General features: G+C 72.6%; 16 protein-coding genes. 10 read left to right on the top strand and 6 right to left on the bottom strand.

Annotated elements, in window-relative coordinates; translation table 11 throughout:
* Positions 1-16 precede the first annotated feature (16 nt).
* Genes IMZ11_RS06160 through IMZ11_RS06150 form a run of 3 tightly spaced genes read left to right on the top strand, consistent with a single transcriptional unit; the run spans position 17 to position 2,047 of the window.
* On the top strand, positions 17-322 hold the full coding sequence (locus IMZ11_RS06160) for a hypothetical protein (protein WP_228638353.1): 306 nt from the start codon (positions 17-19) through the stop codon (positions 320-322).
* A 4-nt stretch (positions 323-326) separates the two neighbouring features.
* The gene (locus tag IMZ11_RS06155) at positions 327-1,541 is read left to right on the top strand and encodes an NAD(P)/FAD-dependent oxidoreductase (RefSeq protein ID WP_228638351.1); all 1,215 of its coding nucleotides are present in this window, start codon (positions 327-329) and stop codon (positions 1,539-1,541) included.
* The gene (locus IMZ11_RS06150; RefSeq protein WP_228638349.1) at positions 1,538-2,047 is read left to right on the top strand and encodes a DoxX family protein; all 510 of its coding nucleotides are present in this window, start codon (positions 1,538-1,540) and stop codon (positions 2,045-2,047) included. The genes IMZ11_RS06155 and IMZ11_RS06150 overlap by 4 nt, the downstream gene beginning before the upstream one ends.
* A gap of 159 nt (positions 2,048-2,206) precedes the next feature.
* Here the strand turns inward: IMZ11_RS06150 and IMZ11_RS46095 are convergent, their stop codons facing one another.
* From IMZ11_RS46095 to IMZ11_RS06125, 5 genes are all read right to left on the bottom strand, one after another.
* Complete coding sequence (locus tag IMZ11_RS46095) at positions 2,207-3,208, bottom strand: DUF2889 domain-containing protein (RefSeq protein WP_228638347.1); 1,002 nt, start codon at positions 3,206-3,208, stop codon at positions 2,207-2,209.
* Positions 3,209-3,297: 89 nt separating this feature from the next.
* A complete protein-coding gene (locus IMZ11_RS06140; protein WP_228638345.1) occupies positions 3,298-3,636 on the bottom strand; it encodes a helix-turn-helix transcriptional regulator in 339 nt (112 codons plus the stop codon).
* A gap of 8 nt (positions 3,637-3,644) precedes the next feature.
* Positions 3,645-4,442 carry an enoyl-CoA hydratase/isomerase family protein gene (locus IMZ11_RS06135; protein WP_228638343.1) on the bottom strand — a complete coding sequence of 266 codons (798 nt, stop codon included), beginning with the start codon at positions 4,440-4,442 and terminating at the stop codon, positions 3,645-3,647.
* A 347-nt stretch (positions 4,443-4,789) separates the two neighbouring features.
* On the bottom strand, positions 4,790-6,241 hold the full coding sequence (locus IMZ11_RS06130) for an amidohydrolase family protein (protein WP_228638341.1): 1,452 nt from the start codon (positions 6,239-6,241) through the stop codon (positions 4,790-4,792).
* On the bottom strand, positions 6,238-7,632 hold the full coding sequence (locus IMZ11_RS06125) for a CoA transferase (RefSeq protein WP_228638339.1): 1,395 nt from the start codon (positions 7,630-7,632) through the stop codon (positions 6,238-6,240). Before IMZ11_RS06125 ends, IMZ11_RS06130 begins: the two co-directional genes overlap by 4 nt.
* A gap of 159 nt (positions 7,633-7,791) precedes the next feature.
* Here IMZ11_RS06125 and IMZ11_RS06120 point away from each other — a divergent pair, with 159 nt between their 5' ends.
* A complete protein-coding gene (locus tag IMZ11_RS06120) occupies positions 7,792-8,841 on the top strand; it encodes an enoyl-CoA hydratase/isomerase family protein (protein WP_228638337.1) in 1,050 nt (349 codons plus the stop codon).
* A 15-nt stretch (positions 8,842-8,856) separates the two neighbouring features.
* Here the strand turns inward: IMZ11_RS06120 and mftR are convergent, their stop codons facing one another.
* Complete coding sequence (gene mftR, locus IMZ11_RS06115) at positions 8,857-9,453, bottom strand: mycofactocin system transcriptional regulator (RefSeq protein ID WP_228638335.1); 597 nt, start codon at positions 9,451-9,453, stop codon at positions 8,857-8,859.
* A 113-nt stretch (positions 9,454-9,566) separates the two neighbouring features.
* On the opposite strand from mftR, the gene mftA reads away from it, so the two are divergent.
* Genes mftA through mftF form a run of 6 tightly spaced genes read left to right on the top strand, consistent with a single transcriptional unit; the run spans position 9,567 to position 15,576 of the window.
* Positions 9,567-9,683, top strand: a complete 117-nt coding sequence (gene mftA / locus IMZ11_RS06110) for a mycofactocin precursor MftA (protein ID WP_228638333.1) — start codon at positions 9,567-9,569, stop codon at positions 9,681-9,683.
* 19 nt (positions 9,684-9,702) lie between these two features.
* Positions 9,703-11,292, top strand: coding sequence for a mycofactocin radical SAM maturase (mftC, locus tag IMZ11_RS06105; RefSeq protein WP_228638331.1), 1,590 nt, complete (start codon positions 9,703-9,705; stop codon positions 11,290-11,292).
* A 12-nt stretch (positions 11,293-11,304) separates the two neighbouring features.
* Entirely contained in the window at positions 11,305-12,486 is a 1,182-nt protein-coding gene (gene mftD / locus IMZ11_RS06100; protein ID WP_228638328.1) for a pre-mycofactocin synthase MftD, read from the top strand.
* A 13-nt stretch (positions 12,487-12,499) separates the two neighbouring features.
* Positions 12,500-13,246, top strand: coding sequence for a mycofactocin biosynthesis peptidyl-dipeptidase MftE (gene mftE, locus IMZ11_RS06095; RefSeq protein WP_228638326.1), 747 nt, complete (start codon positions 12,500-12,502; stop codon positions 13,244-13,246).
* 39 nt (positions 13,247-13,285) lie between these two features.
* The gene (locus tag IMZ11_RS06090; RefSeq protein WP_228638324.1) at positions 13,286-14,125 is read left to right on the top strand and encodes a mycofactocin-coupled SDR family oxidoreductase; all 840 of its coding nucleotides are present in this window, start codon (positions 13,286-13,288) and stop codon (positions 14,123-14,125) included.
* Positions 14,122-15,576, top strand: a complete 1,455-nt coding sequence (mftF, locus tag IMZ11_RS06085) for a mycofactocin biosynthesis glycosyltransferase MftF (protein WP_228638322.1) — start codon at positions 14,122-14,124, stop codon at positions 15,574-15,576. Before IMZ11_RS06090 ends, mftF begins: the two co-directional genes overlap by 4 nt.
* Positions 15,577-15,773 lie beyond the last annotated feature (197 nt).

The raw sequence follows: 15,773 nt of genomic DNA, 5'->3' as shown, positions 1-15,773 counted from the left end.
AAATAAGGAGCGCGCGATGAAACTGCGAGTGGGACAGACCTTGAAGAGCCTTGTGGACACCACGGGACTGGTGGTGGTCCGATGCACTGACCAGGACCTTTCGGTCACCTGTGGTGGTCATGAGATGTCGCCGGACGCGCCGGGCGAGCGAGTGCCGGCCGTCGGGGGCCCGAACGGTTCGGGCCTCCAGCTGGGCAAGCGCTACACCGTGGACGGGACCGACGTGGAGCTGCTCTGCGTCCAGGGTGGTGAGCATTCCGTGGCCGTCGACGGCACGGAGGTGGTGCAGAAGAGCGCCAAGCCCCTGCCCGCGTCGGACTGACGTGATGTCGGCATCCCATCACGTCGTGGTCGTGGGCGCCGGGCTCGGCGGCCTGCGCACGATCGAACAGCTGCGCTCGGGTGGTCACCTCGGCCCGATCACGCTGGTCGGCGCCGAGCGGCACGTGCCGTACGACCGCCCACCGCTGTCGAAGCAGATCCTGAACGGCCTCTGGGAGCCGGAGCGGGTGATCCTGCGCGACGGTGCCGGCCTGGCCGAGCTGGACGTGTCGGCGCGCCTGGGCACCCGGGCGGTCGCGCTGCGCGGTACGACCGTCGACTTGGACGACGGCGGCGGCGTCACCGGTGACGCCATCGTGATCGCGACGGGTGTGGTTCCCCGCAGGCTGCCGGGCCAGCCGGACGGGGTGGTGACGCTTCGCACCCTCGACGACGCCCTGGCCCTGCGGAAGGCGCTCGACTCCGCCCGCTCGCTGATCATCGTGGGCGCCGGCTTCATCGGGGCGGAGGTCGCCTGCGCCGCCCGCCGCAGGGACATCGCGGTCACCGTGCTCGAGGCGGCGCCCGTACCGTGCGAGCGGGCACTGGGGAGACAGGTCGGCGCGCTCGCGGCGCGGTTGTTCACCGAGGCGGGGGCCGACCTGCGCTGCGGGGCGCGGATCGCCCGCCTGGTCGACGACCACACGGTCGAGTTGGAGGACGGGGCCGTGCTGTCGGCCGATGTCGTCCTCGTCAGCGTCGGCGCGACACCGGACCTGGCGTGGCTCGACGGAGCGGGACTACGGAACCGGAACGGACTGGCGTGCGATGACCGCGGCCGCGTCGTCGGCACGGACGGCGTCTGGGCCGTGGGAGACGCCGCGGCCTGGTGGGATCCGGTTGCCGGAGACCATCGTCGCAGTGAGCACTGGACCACGACGATCGACCAGGCCGCGAAGGTGGCCTGCGACATTCTGGGAACCCGGCTCCCCGCGGCCAAGCCGCCCTACGTGTGGTCCGACCAGTTCGACCTGAAGGTCCAGACGATCGGGCGGACGAGTACGGCGGACGAGGTGGTCACCCTGCACGGCGGGGGCATCGAGGGCGGCGCCGTCAAGGGCACCGTCGTCGGCTACTTCATTGACGGCGCGCTGACCGGCGTCGCGTCATTCGGCGCTCCGGCCCTCTTCGTGCGCTACCGCTCGCTGGTCGAGTCCGGCGCGGACCGTGGCGCCGTGCTCGCACAGGCTGGACGCGGCACGACTGGGGAGTCACGTTGATTGAAATCGATCTGGCCGCGACCGTGCTGAGGGTGGCCCTGGGTACCACGATGATCGCTCATGGCTGGAACCACGCGTTCGGGGGCGGCAGGCTCCCGGGAACGGCTCGGTGGTTCGAGTCCATCGGCATCCGCCCGGGACGTCTGCACGCCCTGCTGGCGACGCTCACCGAGCTGGGAGCCGGCGCCCTGCTGCTCATCGGCCTGCTCAACGCCCTGGCAGCCGCCATGGTGGTCGGAACCATGACGGTGGCCTTGATAGCCAACCACATCAAAAACGGATATTTCATCTTCCGGCCCGGGGAAGGGTACGAGTACGTCCTGTTGATCATCCTGGCCGCGTGCGGCCTCGCGGCACTCGGCCCGGGCCGCTGGTCCGTGGACCACCTCGTGGGACTCGGCCTGGACGGTCCGCTCGGCCTGGCCGTGGCGGCGGTCGCCGGCGGAGGCGGAGGCCTGCTCCTGCTGGCCGTCTTCTGGCGGCCGGGTGCCCGGCCGCGAGGATGATCTGAGCCCGGACCGGATCCGGCGTACACGCCTCATGCCCCCGGCTCGGCCGACCGGGCCGGGGCTCTTCCGCCCACCGCCCCGGTGACGCACCCGATGGTCGGGCGTCCCCGGGGCGTCGGCGTCATTCCTTCGAACCGCGTCACGCCTTCGAACCGGTCACTCCGGCAGTTGGGAGAGCAGGGCAGGAAGGTCCGCCAGCGACCGGTACTGGTCGTTGAGGTGGGTGCAGGTGCCGATCCCCTTAAGGTTCTGCCGTACGTGGGCGCGGAGCTCCGCGACGGGCACGCCGACCAGCCGGTCACCGCTGCCGGTCGCAGGGGGGCATTCCACGAAGGGCAGTACGTGTGCCGTCGTGGCGACCTCCAGTACGGTCAGCGTCACGGAGTCCACCCACACGGAGACCCGGTACTCATGCACGACCTCCTCGAAGCCGTCCGCGTCGACGTGACTGTCCCTGAAGTGGCTCTCCAGCAGCAGATCCGACCCGTCGCGCTGCAGATCGAGGCAGCGCGACCGGCGCATCGAATGCGGCGGCAGCCCGGGAAGGTCGTGCCAGGCGAGCGCGTCCGACGCGCTCAGCAGGCTCGGTGCCTGCGGTCCGACGACGTTCGGCGGGAAACCGGAGCGATCGATCTCGACCATGATGGTCCCGCCGGTCCGCCAGCCCGAGCAGAGATCCGAGGTGGGCCGGTAGCGGTGCCCGGCAGGACTCGGACGGACACCGGCGGAGATCATGGCGTGCCCGGAGACGAGCGCGGCCACAGGGACGTCGTCGAGCATCAGGTGGAGCAGCGACGCGGACCGCACATGATCGGGAACGACATCGGCGAGTGTCGACCTGAAACCGCGCCACGTCTGGGTGCCCACAAGTCCTCGCAGCCGGGATTCGTCCGGGTCGGAGCGCAGCGCGGTCATCGTGCGTCCTCCCATGAAGTCGACCTCGGCGGTGAGCGCCGCACGCCCGCTCACCGTGCCGTTCCCGTCGGCGTCCGTCACGAGGTCGCGGGCGGCGCCGCGCAGGTGCAGCGGACCGGTCAGCCCCTCGGGCCGGAGGGTGTCGAGCGTGGCGGTACGGCGGACCGAGCCGGGCAGGCGGGTCGAGGGAGTCCGCAGCGGATTGTGCGGACCCCGCCGGGGGTGCAGGGTGCGGTTGTCCACGAGGAGGCTCCTCACGTGATGTGCGTCGTCGTCCGGCGCACCGGCAGCCGGGGCCGCCGCGCCGGCCCCGAGAAGATCTATGGGATGGATCACCAGGTCAGCAGGACGAGTTCCCGCCCCGCTGCGTCGACGCGCGCCGGGGCATGCTGGACCGGGCGCGGCCCGGGCGCCAGCGTCCGGAGTTCGTCCATGAGGTCCCGCAGCACCCGGCGGCGCAAGGTGTAGTAGGAGTTGCGCCCTTCCTTGCGGACGTCCACCAGGCCCGCCTGGATCAGAAGCTTGGTGTGGTAGGAGATCGTGGGCTTGGAGACGGGCAGCGTGTCTTCGAGGGTGTTGCGGGCGAGCTCGTCCACCATGGCCATCTGGCAGACGATCTGCCACCTGACGGGGTCGGCGAGGGCTTTGAGGACTTCGGTTCCTGAGCTCACCGTAGTGATCACCTACCGGTGAACGTGGGGGGGCGCCGTTCCCGCTTCGCCTGGATCCCCTCGTGGACGTCGGAGGTGGCCAGAGTGACCGGCTGCGCCAACGCCTCCCACTGGAGCGAGGCGGCCAGTCCGTTGGCCGACTGTTCGAGTCCGGCCTTGGTGAGGCGGGTGGCGATCGGTGCGGCGGTGGCGATGTGCTGCGCCATCTTGATGGAGTGGTCGAGGACGTCGTCCACCACCGCCGAGACGAGCCCCCATTCGAGGGCTTCCTCCGCGCTCAGTTCCCGGCCCGTGTAGAGAAGATCGCGGGCACGGGGGACCCCGATCGCCTCGGGGAGCAGCCAGGTGGCGGCCATCCCGCCGTGTGTGCCCAGGTAGATGAAAGGCGCGCTGAAACGCGCCGTGGCGGCGGCGTACCGGAGGTCGCAGGCGAGGGCGGCGCAGAGTCCGGCCCCGATCGCCGGCCCGTTGACGGCCGCGATCACGGGGAAGGGCAGCTCCCGAGGAGAGAGCCAGGTGCGGTAGAACGGGAGCATCCGGTCACGCATCTTGTCCGGCGTGTTGTCCTGGGACGATCCCTGATCCAGCCAGGACAGGTCGGCGCCGGAACAGAACGAGCTCCCGGCGCCGGTGACCACGAGCACGCGGACGTCCGGATCCCCGGCGAGCTCGGTCATCGCCGCCGCCCACGCGGCGGTGACCTCGGTGGTCATCGCGTTGCGCACCTGCGGCCGATTGAGAGTGATCAGCCGGACGCCGGGCGCGGGCTTGTCCAGCAGAACCGCATCGTCCGAGCTCGAGCTCATCGATATCTCCTCCGTCAGGCGCCGGGTGCGATGGCCCCGGTACTGCGGCTACGGTGCGGCGGGCACGTCTCGGCCGGCGGGGTCGGCGCCGAAGTGATCGGGGCACCAGCTACTTTAGCGCCGCCCCCCACACGCGGATCCGCGAGTGCGGGCGGCGTCAGCCCGCCTGGAAGAGCTCTCGGGACAGCGACCATCCTCGGCCTCCAGACAGTCGACGTTCAATGCGTTCCGGACGGTGTCCACGGATCCGCGTGCCATCCGCGACAGCCGGGTTGAGCTGGACCAACTCTATCACCATTATTTGATAGATTCACAAGTATCTACATCAGGTTCGTCCCCGCGACGTCTCATCGGACCGCGAAACGGCCGTCGATGAGCACGGAGCGGACGAGCCCGGACGCGAGTTCGTTGAGCGCTGCCGCCAGGGGTACACGCAACAGCACGAGGTCGGCGGGCAGGCCCGGCCGTACCCGCCGAGCGGGTCCGCCCGGATCGTCGGGCGGGGCGAGGTAGGCGTCGAGGGCGCGGGCTGGTGTGAGGCGTTCCGCCGGGCCCGCCACCCGCCCGGCCGGGGTGCGGCGTCGCACTGCGGCGCCGATCACCGTCCAGGGGTCGAGAGGGCCGTACGGCGCGTCGCTCGACAGGGCCAGCGGGACCCCGGCCCGGACGAGGGACGCGCAGCGGTAGAGGTCGACGTGGTCGTATGCGGGGAGGTCGCGCAGGTAGTCGTCGCCCCGGTGGGCGAGGAACCCGGGCTGGGTCACCACGCGCAGGCCTCGGCGGGCCAGTTCGGGGACGAGTTCGGGCGGGACGAGCGCGGCGTGCTCGACGCGGTCGCCGGGCCGTACGCCCGCCTCGCCGAGGGCGGCGAGCAGGATGACCAGCGCCTCGCGGGTGACACAGTGCGCGGCGATCGCGCGCCCGGCCGCGTGCGCGGCGCGGATTCGCTCGGTGAGATCATCGAGGGAGGGCAGCCCCGAGTCGGCTATCACGATCTTGTGCGGCCCGGCCGTGGGCAGGCGGCCTTCTCCGTCATCGGGGGCCGGGCCGCTGGAAGGGGGCGCCAGCGGCGCGCCGAGCAGGTGCACCCGCTGGGGAAGCGCGCCCCCGCGCATGGCCGCGGTGATCGCCGCGACCGCGTCGGCGTCGAGGTCGGGGGTGGCGTCGGTGACCGCGGTGATGCCGAGACGGGTGAGGGCGGCGCCCACCGAGGCGAGATCCGGTGGTCCGGCGGGCGGCAGCCGTTCGCGCAGCCAGTCGTCGGCCCGCCAAAGCCGCCCGGTCGCGGCGCCGTCGTGGTCCCGCTCGATCCCGGGGCGATCCCCGGGACCGATGCCGGCCGCCGCCAGGGCGGCGGTGTTGAGCATCCAGAGGGCGCCGCTGCGGTGCTGGATCCGCACCGGCCGGTGCGGATGCAGGTGATCGAGGGCGGCGGCGTCGAGATCCCCGGCGACGGTCTCGACGTACCCGACGCCGCGGATCCAGCCGTTTCCGTCAGGGCGGGCCGCTGTGAGCGCCGCGGCGAGGCCGTCGCGATCGGTCACCTCCGGCGGTCCACAGCGTACGGAGCGGTCCAGCGCGGCCAGGGCGTTCAGGTGGAGATGGTGGTCGCAGAGCCCGGGCAGCAGCGCCCCGCCCCGGCAGTCGTGCTCGACCTCCCCGGGGCGCCGGGTGAGGCCGGAGCCGATCTCCGTGACCAGGCCGTCGTGGACGCGTACATCGACGCGGGTGCGGCCGTCGAGCTCCGCGTCGCGCAGCAGCACACCTCTCACCCCGCTCCCGTCGGCGGCGGAGGTCATGGCACCGGGATTCCGAGTTCTCGCAGCACCTCGACTGTGTGCTCCCCGCTGTCCGGCGCCCGTCCACGGGCCCGCCGCCGCCGGGGCGCGGCGACCGGAACCCGGCCGGACGAGGTGTCCACCACCCATTCGCCGTTCCGCCGGCGCGGGGCGGGGGAGCGCGGCGCCGTGCCGCCGGGGGCCGGGGTCGGATCGCGGGGCGTCAGGGTCGGGTCGCGGGGCGTCAGGGTCGCGGCGACGACATCCGACATGGCGATGTCCCAGAGCACACCCGCGCCGTCGGCGGGCGCGGTCGCGGCGAGGACGGCGGCGGTCAGCCCGGTGAGCGGATCGGCGATCGCGTCACCACAGAACACCGGAGTGCCGTCGGTGTCCCGTGCGACGAGGCCGCTCGCGGCGGCGACGTCGTCGCCGAAGCCGATCCGGCCGTACGCCCGGCCGTACGCCGTGATCGACACCCAGGTGGTTCCGGCCGCCACCGCGGCCTCGGCGTCGAGCCCGAAGCCCGCGAGCGCACGGGGCCGGGAAGCCTCGATGACGATGTCGGCCGCGTCGACCAGGTCGGCCAGCGCGTGTCGTCCGCGTGGGGTGGCCGGATCGAGGACGACCGAGTGATGGCCCGCGTGCAGCAGCCGGTAGAACTCGGCGTTCCCGCGACGCGCGCCGTCCGGCCGCTGGGGAGTCTCCACCTTGACGATCCGCGCGCCGGCGAGGCCGAGCAGGTGGGCGCAGAGCGGCCCGGCCCACAGCGCGCTGAAGTCGACCACCAGAAGCCCGGCGAGCGGACGGGGCCGCAACGGCCGCGGCAGCGTCGGCGGACTGGTCGGCGGACTGGTCGGCGGCCGGACCGGTCCGGCCGCGACGCCGAGCAGTCCGGCCCGCTCGGCGAGCTCGGCGCCCGTGTGCTCGCGCAGCCAGCCGGTGACCGCGGGCCACGGGTCTTCTCCTACATCGGAGCAGGTCAGGGCGCCCAGCAGTGCGGGATCGTCGGGGCGGGCGCAGGAGACCGCCGCCCAGCCGTCCGCGGTGGGCAGGAGCCGGCAGGCGCCGCCCGCCGACACCGTGCCGCGACGCCGGTGGCCGGTGAACGCCGCCCGCTCGGCGAGCAGGGCCGCCCCGTCCAGCCGGACCGCCCCGTCCAGGACCGCCCCGTCCACCCGAGCCGTACGGGCGGTCGTACTGTCCGGTGACCCCGATGTGAGCTCGGCGAACCGGTCCGACAACGCGCGGGCCACGCTCGCGGCCCGGCCCGGCGGTACCAGCGGCGGCCCGTCCGCTCTGCCGGTGAGCGCGACAAGCCCGCTGCTCGCCCAGTCGGCCACCGGATCGTCGCCGACCCGGTCGGCATTGACATGTCGGTCATTGCGGACATTATGGGCGTCTGTCGGCACGCCCCGAAGATACACTTCCGGACGTGTCCGACTCCGCCGGTGCTGAGACAGGCCGGTGCCGAGACAGACCCGGTCCCGGACAGGTTCCTCCCCGGGGAGACGCGGGTCCGCTGGGCACGGGAGAGGTGAGCATGATGACCCGCCCGACGGTGGGCGCCGATGAGTGACCTGCCGATCCTGTCCGTCGCCGACCTCGCGGACGGCGCCGCCGACGGGCCGCTGCTCGACGCGGAGGGCCGGATCTCCGATCCGCTCATGGCCGTACGGCTGGACGGTGCGGCGGACGCCGTGACCCTGGACCGGGCCGTGGCGCGGGCCGCGGTCCGGGATCGGCTCCTGGTCGGCATCGCCGCGGGGCCGCCGCCCGCGCGGACAGCCGCACTCCTTGGCGCGCTGGATGTCACCCTCGCCGGGGCAGCCGATGGGGCCGTGCGGGAGTGCGTCACGGTTCGCGATCCGGAGGAGCGGCTGTTCGTCCTCTCCGCGGCGGCGACACGCAATCCGCACGCGTCGACGGTCCTCGGGCAGGTGCTCAGGGCGGGAGCGACGCTCACGGTCGGCCGCGCGCTGGATGTGGAGTCGTTCGCCTACTCGACGCTGCTCGGCGGGCCGGAGTTCCGCCGCTGGCTCGATGGCCGCCGTCGTCGCGACGTCCCGCCGGTCGTCCACGATCCGGTGCTGGTGGACCGGGACGGCGACCGGCTGCTGATCACGCTGAACCGGCCGGAGCGGCGCAACGCCTACGGCAAGGAAGTGCGCGACGCCCTGGTCGACGCCCTGCGCATCGCCGTGTTCGACGACACGGTCGTCCGGGTGGTGCTTGACGGGGCCGGGCCGTCCTTCTGCTCGGGCGGAGACCTCGACGAGTTCGGCACCGCCCCCGACCTCGCCACCGCTCACCTGATACGCACCCGGGCGGGCGCCGGCCGGCTCATGCACGAACTCGCGCCGCGGATCGAGGTGCGGGTGCACGGGAGCTGTGTCGGCGCGGGGATCGAGCTGCCCGCCTTCGCCGGGACCGTCGTGGCGGACCGCCGGACCACGTTCCGGCTGCCCGAGGTGGGGATGGGGCTGATCCCCGGCGCGGGCGGCACGGTCGGCATCCCCCGGCGCATCGGCCGCTGGCGGGCCCTCGACCTGGCCCTGTCCGGTCTGCCGGTCGACGCGGAGACCGCCCTGGCCTGGGGTTTGATCGACCACATCGCCTGATCGCCGGCCGGAGCGCTACGGGCGGGTCAGGTAGCTGCGGAGGCCGCCCAGCGAGGAGTCGAGGAGCCGGGGGAGTGAGCTGTCCTCGTCCTCCAGCCACTGCTCGTACGCCGAGAGCGCCAGTGCCAGGCTCACATGCCCGATGGTGCGCGGCAGCAGGGCGTCGGCGGTCGTTCCGCATCTCCCGGCGACGTACTCGGTGATGACGTTCCGCCATGCGGCGTACTTGAGCGCCGAGTGGGCCTGCAACGCCGGAGTGGTGAGCAGCAGCCGCATCCGCTGGCGATGTTGCGGGATCGCGGCTTCGTCCAGGTGGTTGAAATCGAGGATGGCCCGGTGCACCGCCTCGTACAGCGGGACGTCGGGCGGGGAGGCCGCCAGATGGGCATGCAGGCGGACCAGGCCGGCCTCGAACCGCCCCCAGGGGATGTCGTTCTTGGAGGGGTAGTAGCGGAACAGCGTCCGCCTGCCGATGCCGGCCGCCTCGGCGATGGCGTCGACCGTGGTCTCCTCGAACCCGCGCTCGCCGAAGAGGCGGAACGCCGCCTGTTCGATCGCGGAGTGGTCGGTTGTCGGGGGGCGACCCCGCTGGTGTGCGGATGGGCTGGTCACAGGAACGTAAAGCTATCAGCCGTCGGGGCTTCCCTTTTGGCACTCGATGCCCTTAAATGTTTAAAAGTTTCTGCATTCGGTGCCGTTAATACGGCATCAGTCGAGGAGTCGTCATGCGAGACAGCACCATCCCGGCCACGCCGCACGCGAACGAGATCGCCCCCGAGGAGGTGACGGCGGAGACGCTGATCGAAGAGGTGTCGATCGACGGCATGTGCGGCGTCTACTGATCGGCGGTCGGATCAAGTGATGACGAACCCGCTCGACGAGGCATGGGAGCTGTCTCCCAGTGTGGCGTTGCGGCCGGAGCCGTTCGGTGCGCTGGCGTACCACTTCGGCAACCGGCGGCTGACCTTCCTCAAGCGCCGGGAGCTGGTCGCGGTCGTGCGCGGCCTCGGCTCCCACGCGGACGCGCGAGGCGCGTTGCGCGGTGCCGAGGTGCCCGCCGACCAGTGGCCGGCGTACGCCGAGGCGCTGCGCGGCCTGGCGTCCGCCGACATGATCCGTCCGCGTACGGCCCGCGAGACGGCGGCCGCCCCCCTGGAACCGGCCGCCGCCCTCCGGACCGTCTCGCCCGCCGGACGGGCCGGGTCGGCGACCGGGTCGCTCGTCGAGCGGTTCGAGTACGGCCTGGCCGCGCCGATCTGCCTGACCTGGGAGCTGACGTACGCGTGCAACCTGTCGTGCGTGCACTGCCTGTCGTCCTCAGGCCGGCGCGATCCCCGGGAGCTGACCACCGCACAGTGCGAGGCGGTGATCGACGAGCTGCGGGCCATGCAGGTCTTCTACGTCAACATCGGCGGTGGCGAGCCGACGGTCCGGCCGGACTTCTGGCACCTGCTGGAGTACGCCGTGGCCAATCAGGTCGGGGTGAAGTTCTCCACCAACGGAGTGCGCATCACCCCCGAGCGTGCGCGGTTCCTGGCGTCCACCGACTACGTCGACGTGCAGGTCTCGCTCGACGGCGCCACCGCCGAGGTCAACGACCGGGTGCGCGGCCGCGGGTCGTACGCGACGGCGATGCGGGCGCTGGACAACCTGGCCGAGGCCGGGTTCGCCGACGCGAAGGTGTCGGTGGTGGTGACCCGCGAGAACGTGGGCCAGCTCGACGAGTTCAAGGCGATCGCCGACGCGCGCGGGGCGACGTTGCGGCTGACCCGGCTGCGCCCGTCCGGCCGCGGCGCGGACGTGTGGGATGAGCTGCACCCCACGGCCGCACAGCAGCGTGAGCTGTACGAGTGGTTGCTGCGGGCAGGGGAGAACGTCCTCACCGGCGACTCGTTCTTCCACCTCGCCGGATACGGCGAGACGTTGCCGGGGCTGAACCTGTGTGGGGCGGGCCGGGTGGTCTGCCTGATCGACCCGGTCGGGGACGTCTACGCGTGCCCGTTCGCGATCCACGACACGTTCCACGCCGGCAACGTGCTGAATGACGGCGGGTTCGCCGGGGTCTGGCGCACCTCGGAGCTGTTCGGGGGGCTGCGGTCCCCGCAGACCTCCGGCGCCTGCACGAGCTGCCACTTCTTCGACTCCTGCCGTGGCGGATGCATGGCGGCGAAGTTCTTCACGGGCCTGCCGCTGGACGGCCCCGATCCGGAGTGCGTGCAGGGCCACGCCGAGCAGGCGCTCGCGGCCGCCGGACGCATGGCGCCCAAGCCCGGTCAGGACCATTCCCATCGCACTGTTCCGCGGCAGCCCGTCCGCCCGGGACGGGCCGAGCCGGTTCTGCTGCAGATCGGGTCCGGGCCGGCCCCTGCCGCTCCGCCGGTGCGCGCCTGCGCAGAAAGCCCGCTGGCCGGGTTGACCGTACCCGCGGGTTCCTCCACGGGCGCGCAGTAGAGAGAGGTTGTCGTGTTCGGAAACTCATGGTTCGAGACAGTGGCCGAGGCGCAGCGCCGGGCTCGGAAGCGGCTGCCGAGGTCGGTGTACAGCGCGCTGCTGGCCGGGTCGGAGAAGGGCGTCACCTACGACGACAACGCGGCCGCGTTCGCCGAGCTCGGCTTCGCGCCGCATGTGGCGGACCTGCCCGCCAAGCGGGATCTGACCACGACGGTGATGGGCCAGGAGATCGCGCTGCCCGTGCTCATCTCCCCGACCGGGGTGCAGGCGGTGCATCCCGATGGGGAGGTGGCGGTCGCCCGCGCGGCCGCGGCACGGGGGACGGCCATGGGGCTGAGCTCGTTCGCCAGCAAGCCGGTGGAGGAGGTCGTCGCGGCCAACCCGCGGACCTTCTTCCAGATGTACTGGATGGGCGACCGCGATTCCATGGTGCGGCGGATGGAGCGGGCCCGCGCGGCCGGGGCCAAGGGCCTGATCGCCACGCTCGACTGGTCGTTCTCCAACGGCCGGGACTGGGGCAGCCCGTGGATCCCCGAACGGCTGAACCTCAAGGCGATGGTCCGGTTCGCCCCGCAAGGGCTGAGCCGTCCGGGGTGGCTGTTCGACTACGCCAGGACGCGCCGGCTGCCGGACCTGACCACCCCCAACCTCGCCGACGCCGGGCAGCCGGCCCCGACGTTCTTCGGCGCGTACGGCGAATGGATGGGCACGCCGCCTGCCACATGGGAGGACGTGCGATGGATGCGCGAGCAGTGGGACGGGCCGTTCATGCTCAAGGGCATCTGCCGGCTCGACGACGCCAAGCGCGCTGTCGACGCGGGGGTCACGGCGATCTCGGTGTCCAACCACGGTGGAAACAACCTGGACGGCACCCCTGCGTCGATCCGGGTGCTGCCGGGCATCGCGCAGGCGGTCGGCGACCAGGTCGAAGTGCTGCTGGACGGCGGTGTACGGCGTGGCGGCGACGTGGTCAAGGCGCTCGCGCTCGGCGCCAGGGCGGTGATGATCGGGCGCGCCTACCTGTGGGGCCTGGCGGCGAACGGCCAGGCCGGGGTGGAGAACGTGCTCGACATCGTGCGCGGCGGGATCGACTCGGCCCTGCTGGGGCTCGGCCGCGCGTCGATCCACGATCTGACGCCCGGCGACGTGGTGATCCCGCCCGGATTCACCCGGGCGTTCGGCGCAGACTCCTAGCGCCGTGGAACCGATGACGAGCCGCGACCTGGCGGACCTGCCGTGGCCGGCGCTGCCGCCGTCGCCGATGGTGTTGGTGCCGCTGGGGTCCACCGAGCAGCACGGCCCGCACCTGCCGCTGCACACCGACACCACCATCGCCATGGCGGTGGCCGAGGGGGCGGCAGCCGGTCTCCGCGTCGCCCGGCCGGACCGGGCGCTCCTGGTGGCGCCCGCGGTCGCCTACGGCGCCAGTGGCGAGCACCAGGGCTTTTCCGGCACCGCGTCGATCGGGCACGAGGCGCTGCGGTCGCTGCTGGTCGAGCTGGTGCGGTCCCTGTCGCTCTGGGCCGGACGCGTCGTCTTCGTCAACGGCCACGGCGGCAACCTGCCGACGGTCGCCGCCGCGATCTCGCAGCTGCGGTACGAACGGCATGACGCGGCCTGGGTGCCCTGCGCGGTCGAGGAGATGGACGCGCACGCGGGGCATGCCGAAACGTCCCTGATGCTGCACCTGGCGCCGCGCCTGGTGCGCATGGGCCAGGCCGAGGCGGGGAACTGCACCCCGCTCACCGACCTGATGCCCCGGCTCGTGGCGGAGGGCGTGGCCGGTGTGTCGCCCTGTGGCGTGCTCGGCGATCCGACCACGGCCACCGCCGGGGAGGGGCGGCGGATCCTGACCCGGATGATCGGCGATGTGGTCGCCCGCGTCGAGCACGGGCAGGTGGACCGGCACGGTTGCCTCCTGTCATCGGACCCGGCGGCGTCGGGCCTCAAGTGAGCGACCCAAGTGAGTGGACCTCAAGTGAGCGGGGCACAGGTGAGCGGACCGATCGGAGCGACTTCGGCCCGGGAGACGCCGGCGGAGCGGGTCGCGCTGGTGACCGGGGCGGCTCGGGGCATCGGCGCGGCCACCGTCAGCGCCCTTGCCTCCCGGGAGTACCGGGTGGTGGCGGTCGACTCGTGCGCGGGGGAGGGGCCGGGGCGTCCCGAGGGCGTCGCCTACCCGCTCGCCACCGCCGACGACCTGATGGCGCTGGCGGACGCGCACCCCGGCCGGGTCCTGTCGTACGTCGCGGACGTGCGCGACCGAGACGCGCTTGCGGCGGCGGCCTCGCTTGCCGTCGACCGCTTCGGCCGGCTGGACGCCGCCGTGGCCGCGGCGGCGGTCATCGCCGGCGGCCTGCCGTTGTGGCGGACCCCGCCCTCGCACCTGCGGTCCCTGTGGGAGGTCGACGTGATGGGCGTGTGGAACACCGCCGCGGTGTGCGTCCCGCACATGCTGGCCGGCCCCGATCCGAGGGGATGCCGGTTCGTCGCCGTCGCTTCGGCCGCCGCCTCGCACGGACTGTTCCACCTGTCCGCCTACAACGCCGCGAAACACGCGGTGGCCGGGCTGGTCCGCGGCCTGGCGGCCGACCTGGTGGGGACCGGTGTGACCGCGGCCGCCGTCTCTCCCGGCTCGACCCGCACGCCCATGCTCGCCGCCACCGCCGACCTGTACGACCTGGACGGTGTCGACGGCTTCGCCGCCTCCCAACTCATCCGCCGACTGATCGACCCCACCGAGATCGCCGAGGCCATCGCGTTCTGCTGCTCCCGTGAGGGCGGCGTGGTGAACGGATCGGTGATCTCGGCGGACGGAGGATTCACCCCGTGACCACACCCCTGCCCGAGGGTTTCGTCGTCCGGCTGAACCGCAACGTCCGCGTCCGCGACGGCGGGCGGACGCTCGTGGGCGGCGCCCCCACTCGCATGGTCACCCTGTCGCCGACGGCCAGGAGACTTCTCGCCGACCGGACGATCAGAGTCCGCGACCGCATCTCGGCCGTGCTCGCCGACCGGCTGCTGGAGACCGGGATGGCCGACCCCGTCGTGGCCGAGCTCCCCGGCCTCGACGCGTCCCAGGTGACGTTCGTCGTACCGGTCCGCGACCGCCCCGCCGCACTGGATCGGCTGCTGACCAGCATCGGCGACCGCAACCGTGTGATCGTCGTCGACGACTGCTCGCACGATCGGGCGGCCGTCGCCGAGGTGGCCGCCGCCCACCGTGCCGAACTCGTCGCCCTGCCGGTCAACGTCGGGCCCGCCGCCGCACGCAACGAGGGCCTCAGGCGGGTCACGACCCCGTTCGTCGCCTTCACGGACTCCGACATCGTCCTCGAACCGGACACGGTGTCGATCCTGCTCAGGCACTTCAACGACTCCCGGGTGGCGATGGCCGCCCCTCTCGTGCTGGCCCTGCCTGACGATCGTGTGGCTCGACGGCCGGAAGGCTGGGTCGGCCGCTACGAGGAGGCCCGTTCCTCTCTCGCCCTCGGGCCGGACCCGGGGACCGTACGGCCCCGCGCGCCCGTCTCCTGGGTCCCCAGCGCCTGCCTGGTCGCCCGCGTCGACGCTCTCGAAGACGGCTTCAGCGCCGACATGCGCGTCGGCGAGGACGTCGATCTGGTGTGGCGGCTCGCGGAGCGGGGCTGGCGGGTCCGCTACGAGCCCGGTGCGACCGTGCGACACGAGCACCGGACGGCCGTCTCCGACTGGCTCGGGCGCAAGGCGTTCTACGGCACGGGCGCGCACCTGCTGGCCCAGCGGCACGGCAGCGATGTGGCGCCCGCCGTGCTGGCCCCGTGGAGTGCCGGATTCGCTCTCGCGCTGCTCGCGCAGCGCCGCTGGTCCCTGCCGGTCGCCGCGGTGATCTTCGCGGCGGCCGCGGCGCGCATCTCGGCGAAGGTCGAGGGGAGCGACCACCCGGTGCGGTTCGCCTTGTCCCTGACGGCGAGCGGATCCGCCGCAGCCGTCTGGCAGACGACGGGCCTGCTGCTCCGCCACTGGTGGCCCCTCGCCGCCGTCGGATGCGTCTTCTCCCGGAGGATGCGGCGGGCGGTGGCCGCCGCGGCCGTGCTGGACACGGTGGGGGACTATCGCCGCACGCGACCGCGTCTCGACCCGTTCCGTTTCGCGATCGCGCGCCGTCTCGACGACGCCGCCTACGGATACGGCGTGTGGTGGGGCGCCATCAAGGGTCGCTCGCCGAAGGCCCTGCTGCCGGACATCCGGTGGACGACGGCCGGACGATCAGGCCGGTCGGCGTCCACCGGCACGTCGAGTTGACCCGACCATTCATCACTGGAGGAACAGATGCCCGGAAACAGCTCCGGCATGGATAGAGGAATGCGCGCCGGGCATGGCGGCCTTGGCGCGTCGGGGAGGACTGAGCAGCTGTGACCAAGCAGGTTCAGCGACTCGATCGCGTGATCATCCGGTTCGCCGGCGACTCCGGCGACGGAATGCAGCTGACCGGCGACCGT

Source organism: Microtetraspora sp. AC03309, from assembly GCF_020826795.1.
Taxonomy (GTDB): domain Bacteria; phylum Actinomycetota; class Actinomycetes; order Streptosporangiales; family Streptosporangiaceae; genus Microtetraspora; species Microtetraspora glauca.
Note: the sequence above shows the minus strand (reverse complement) of the source record. Positions and strands in the feature narration are given on the sequence as shown.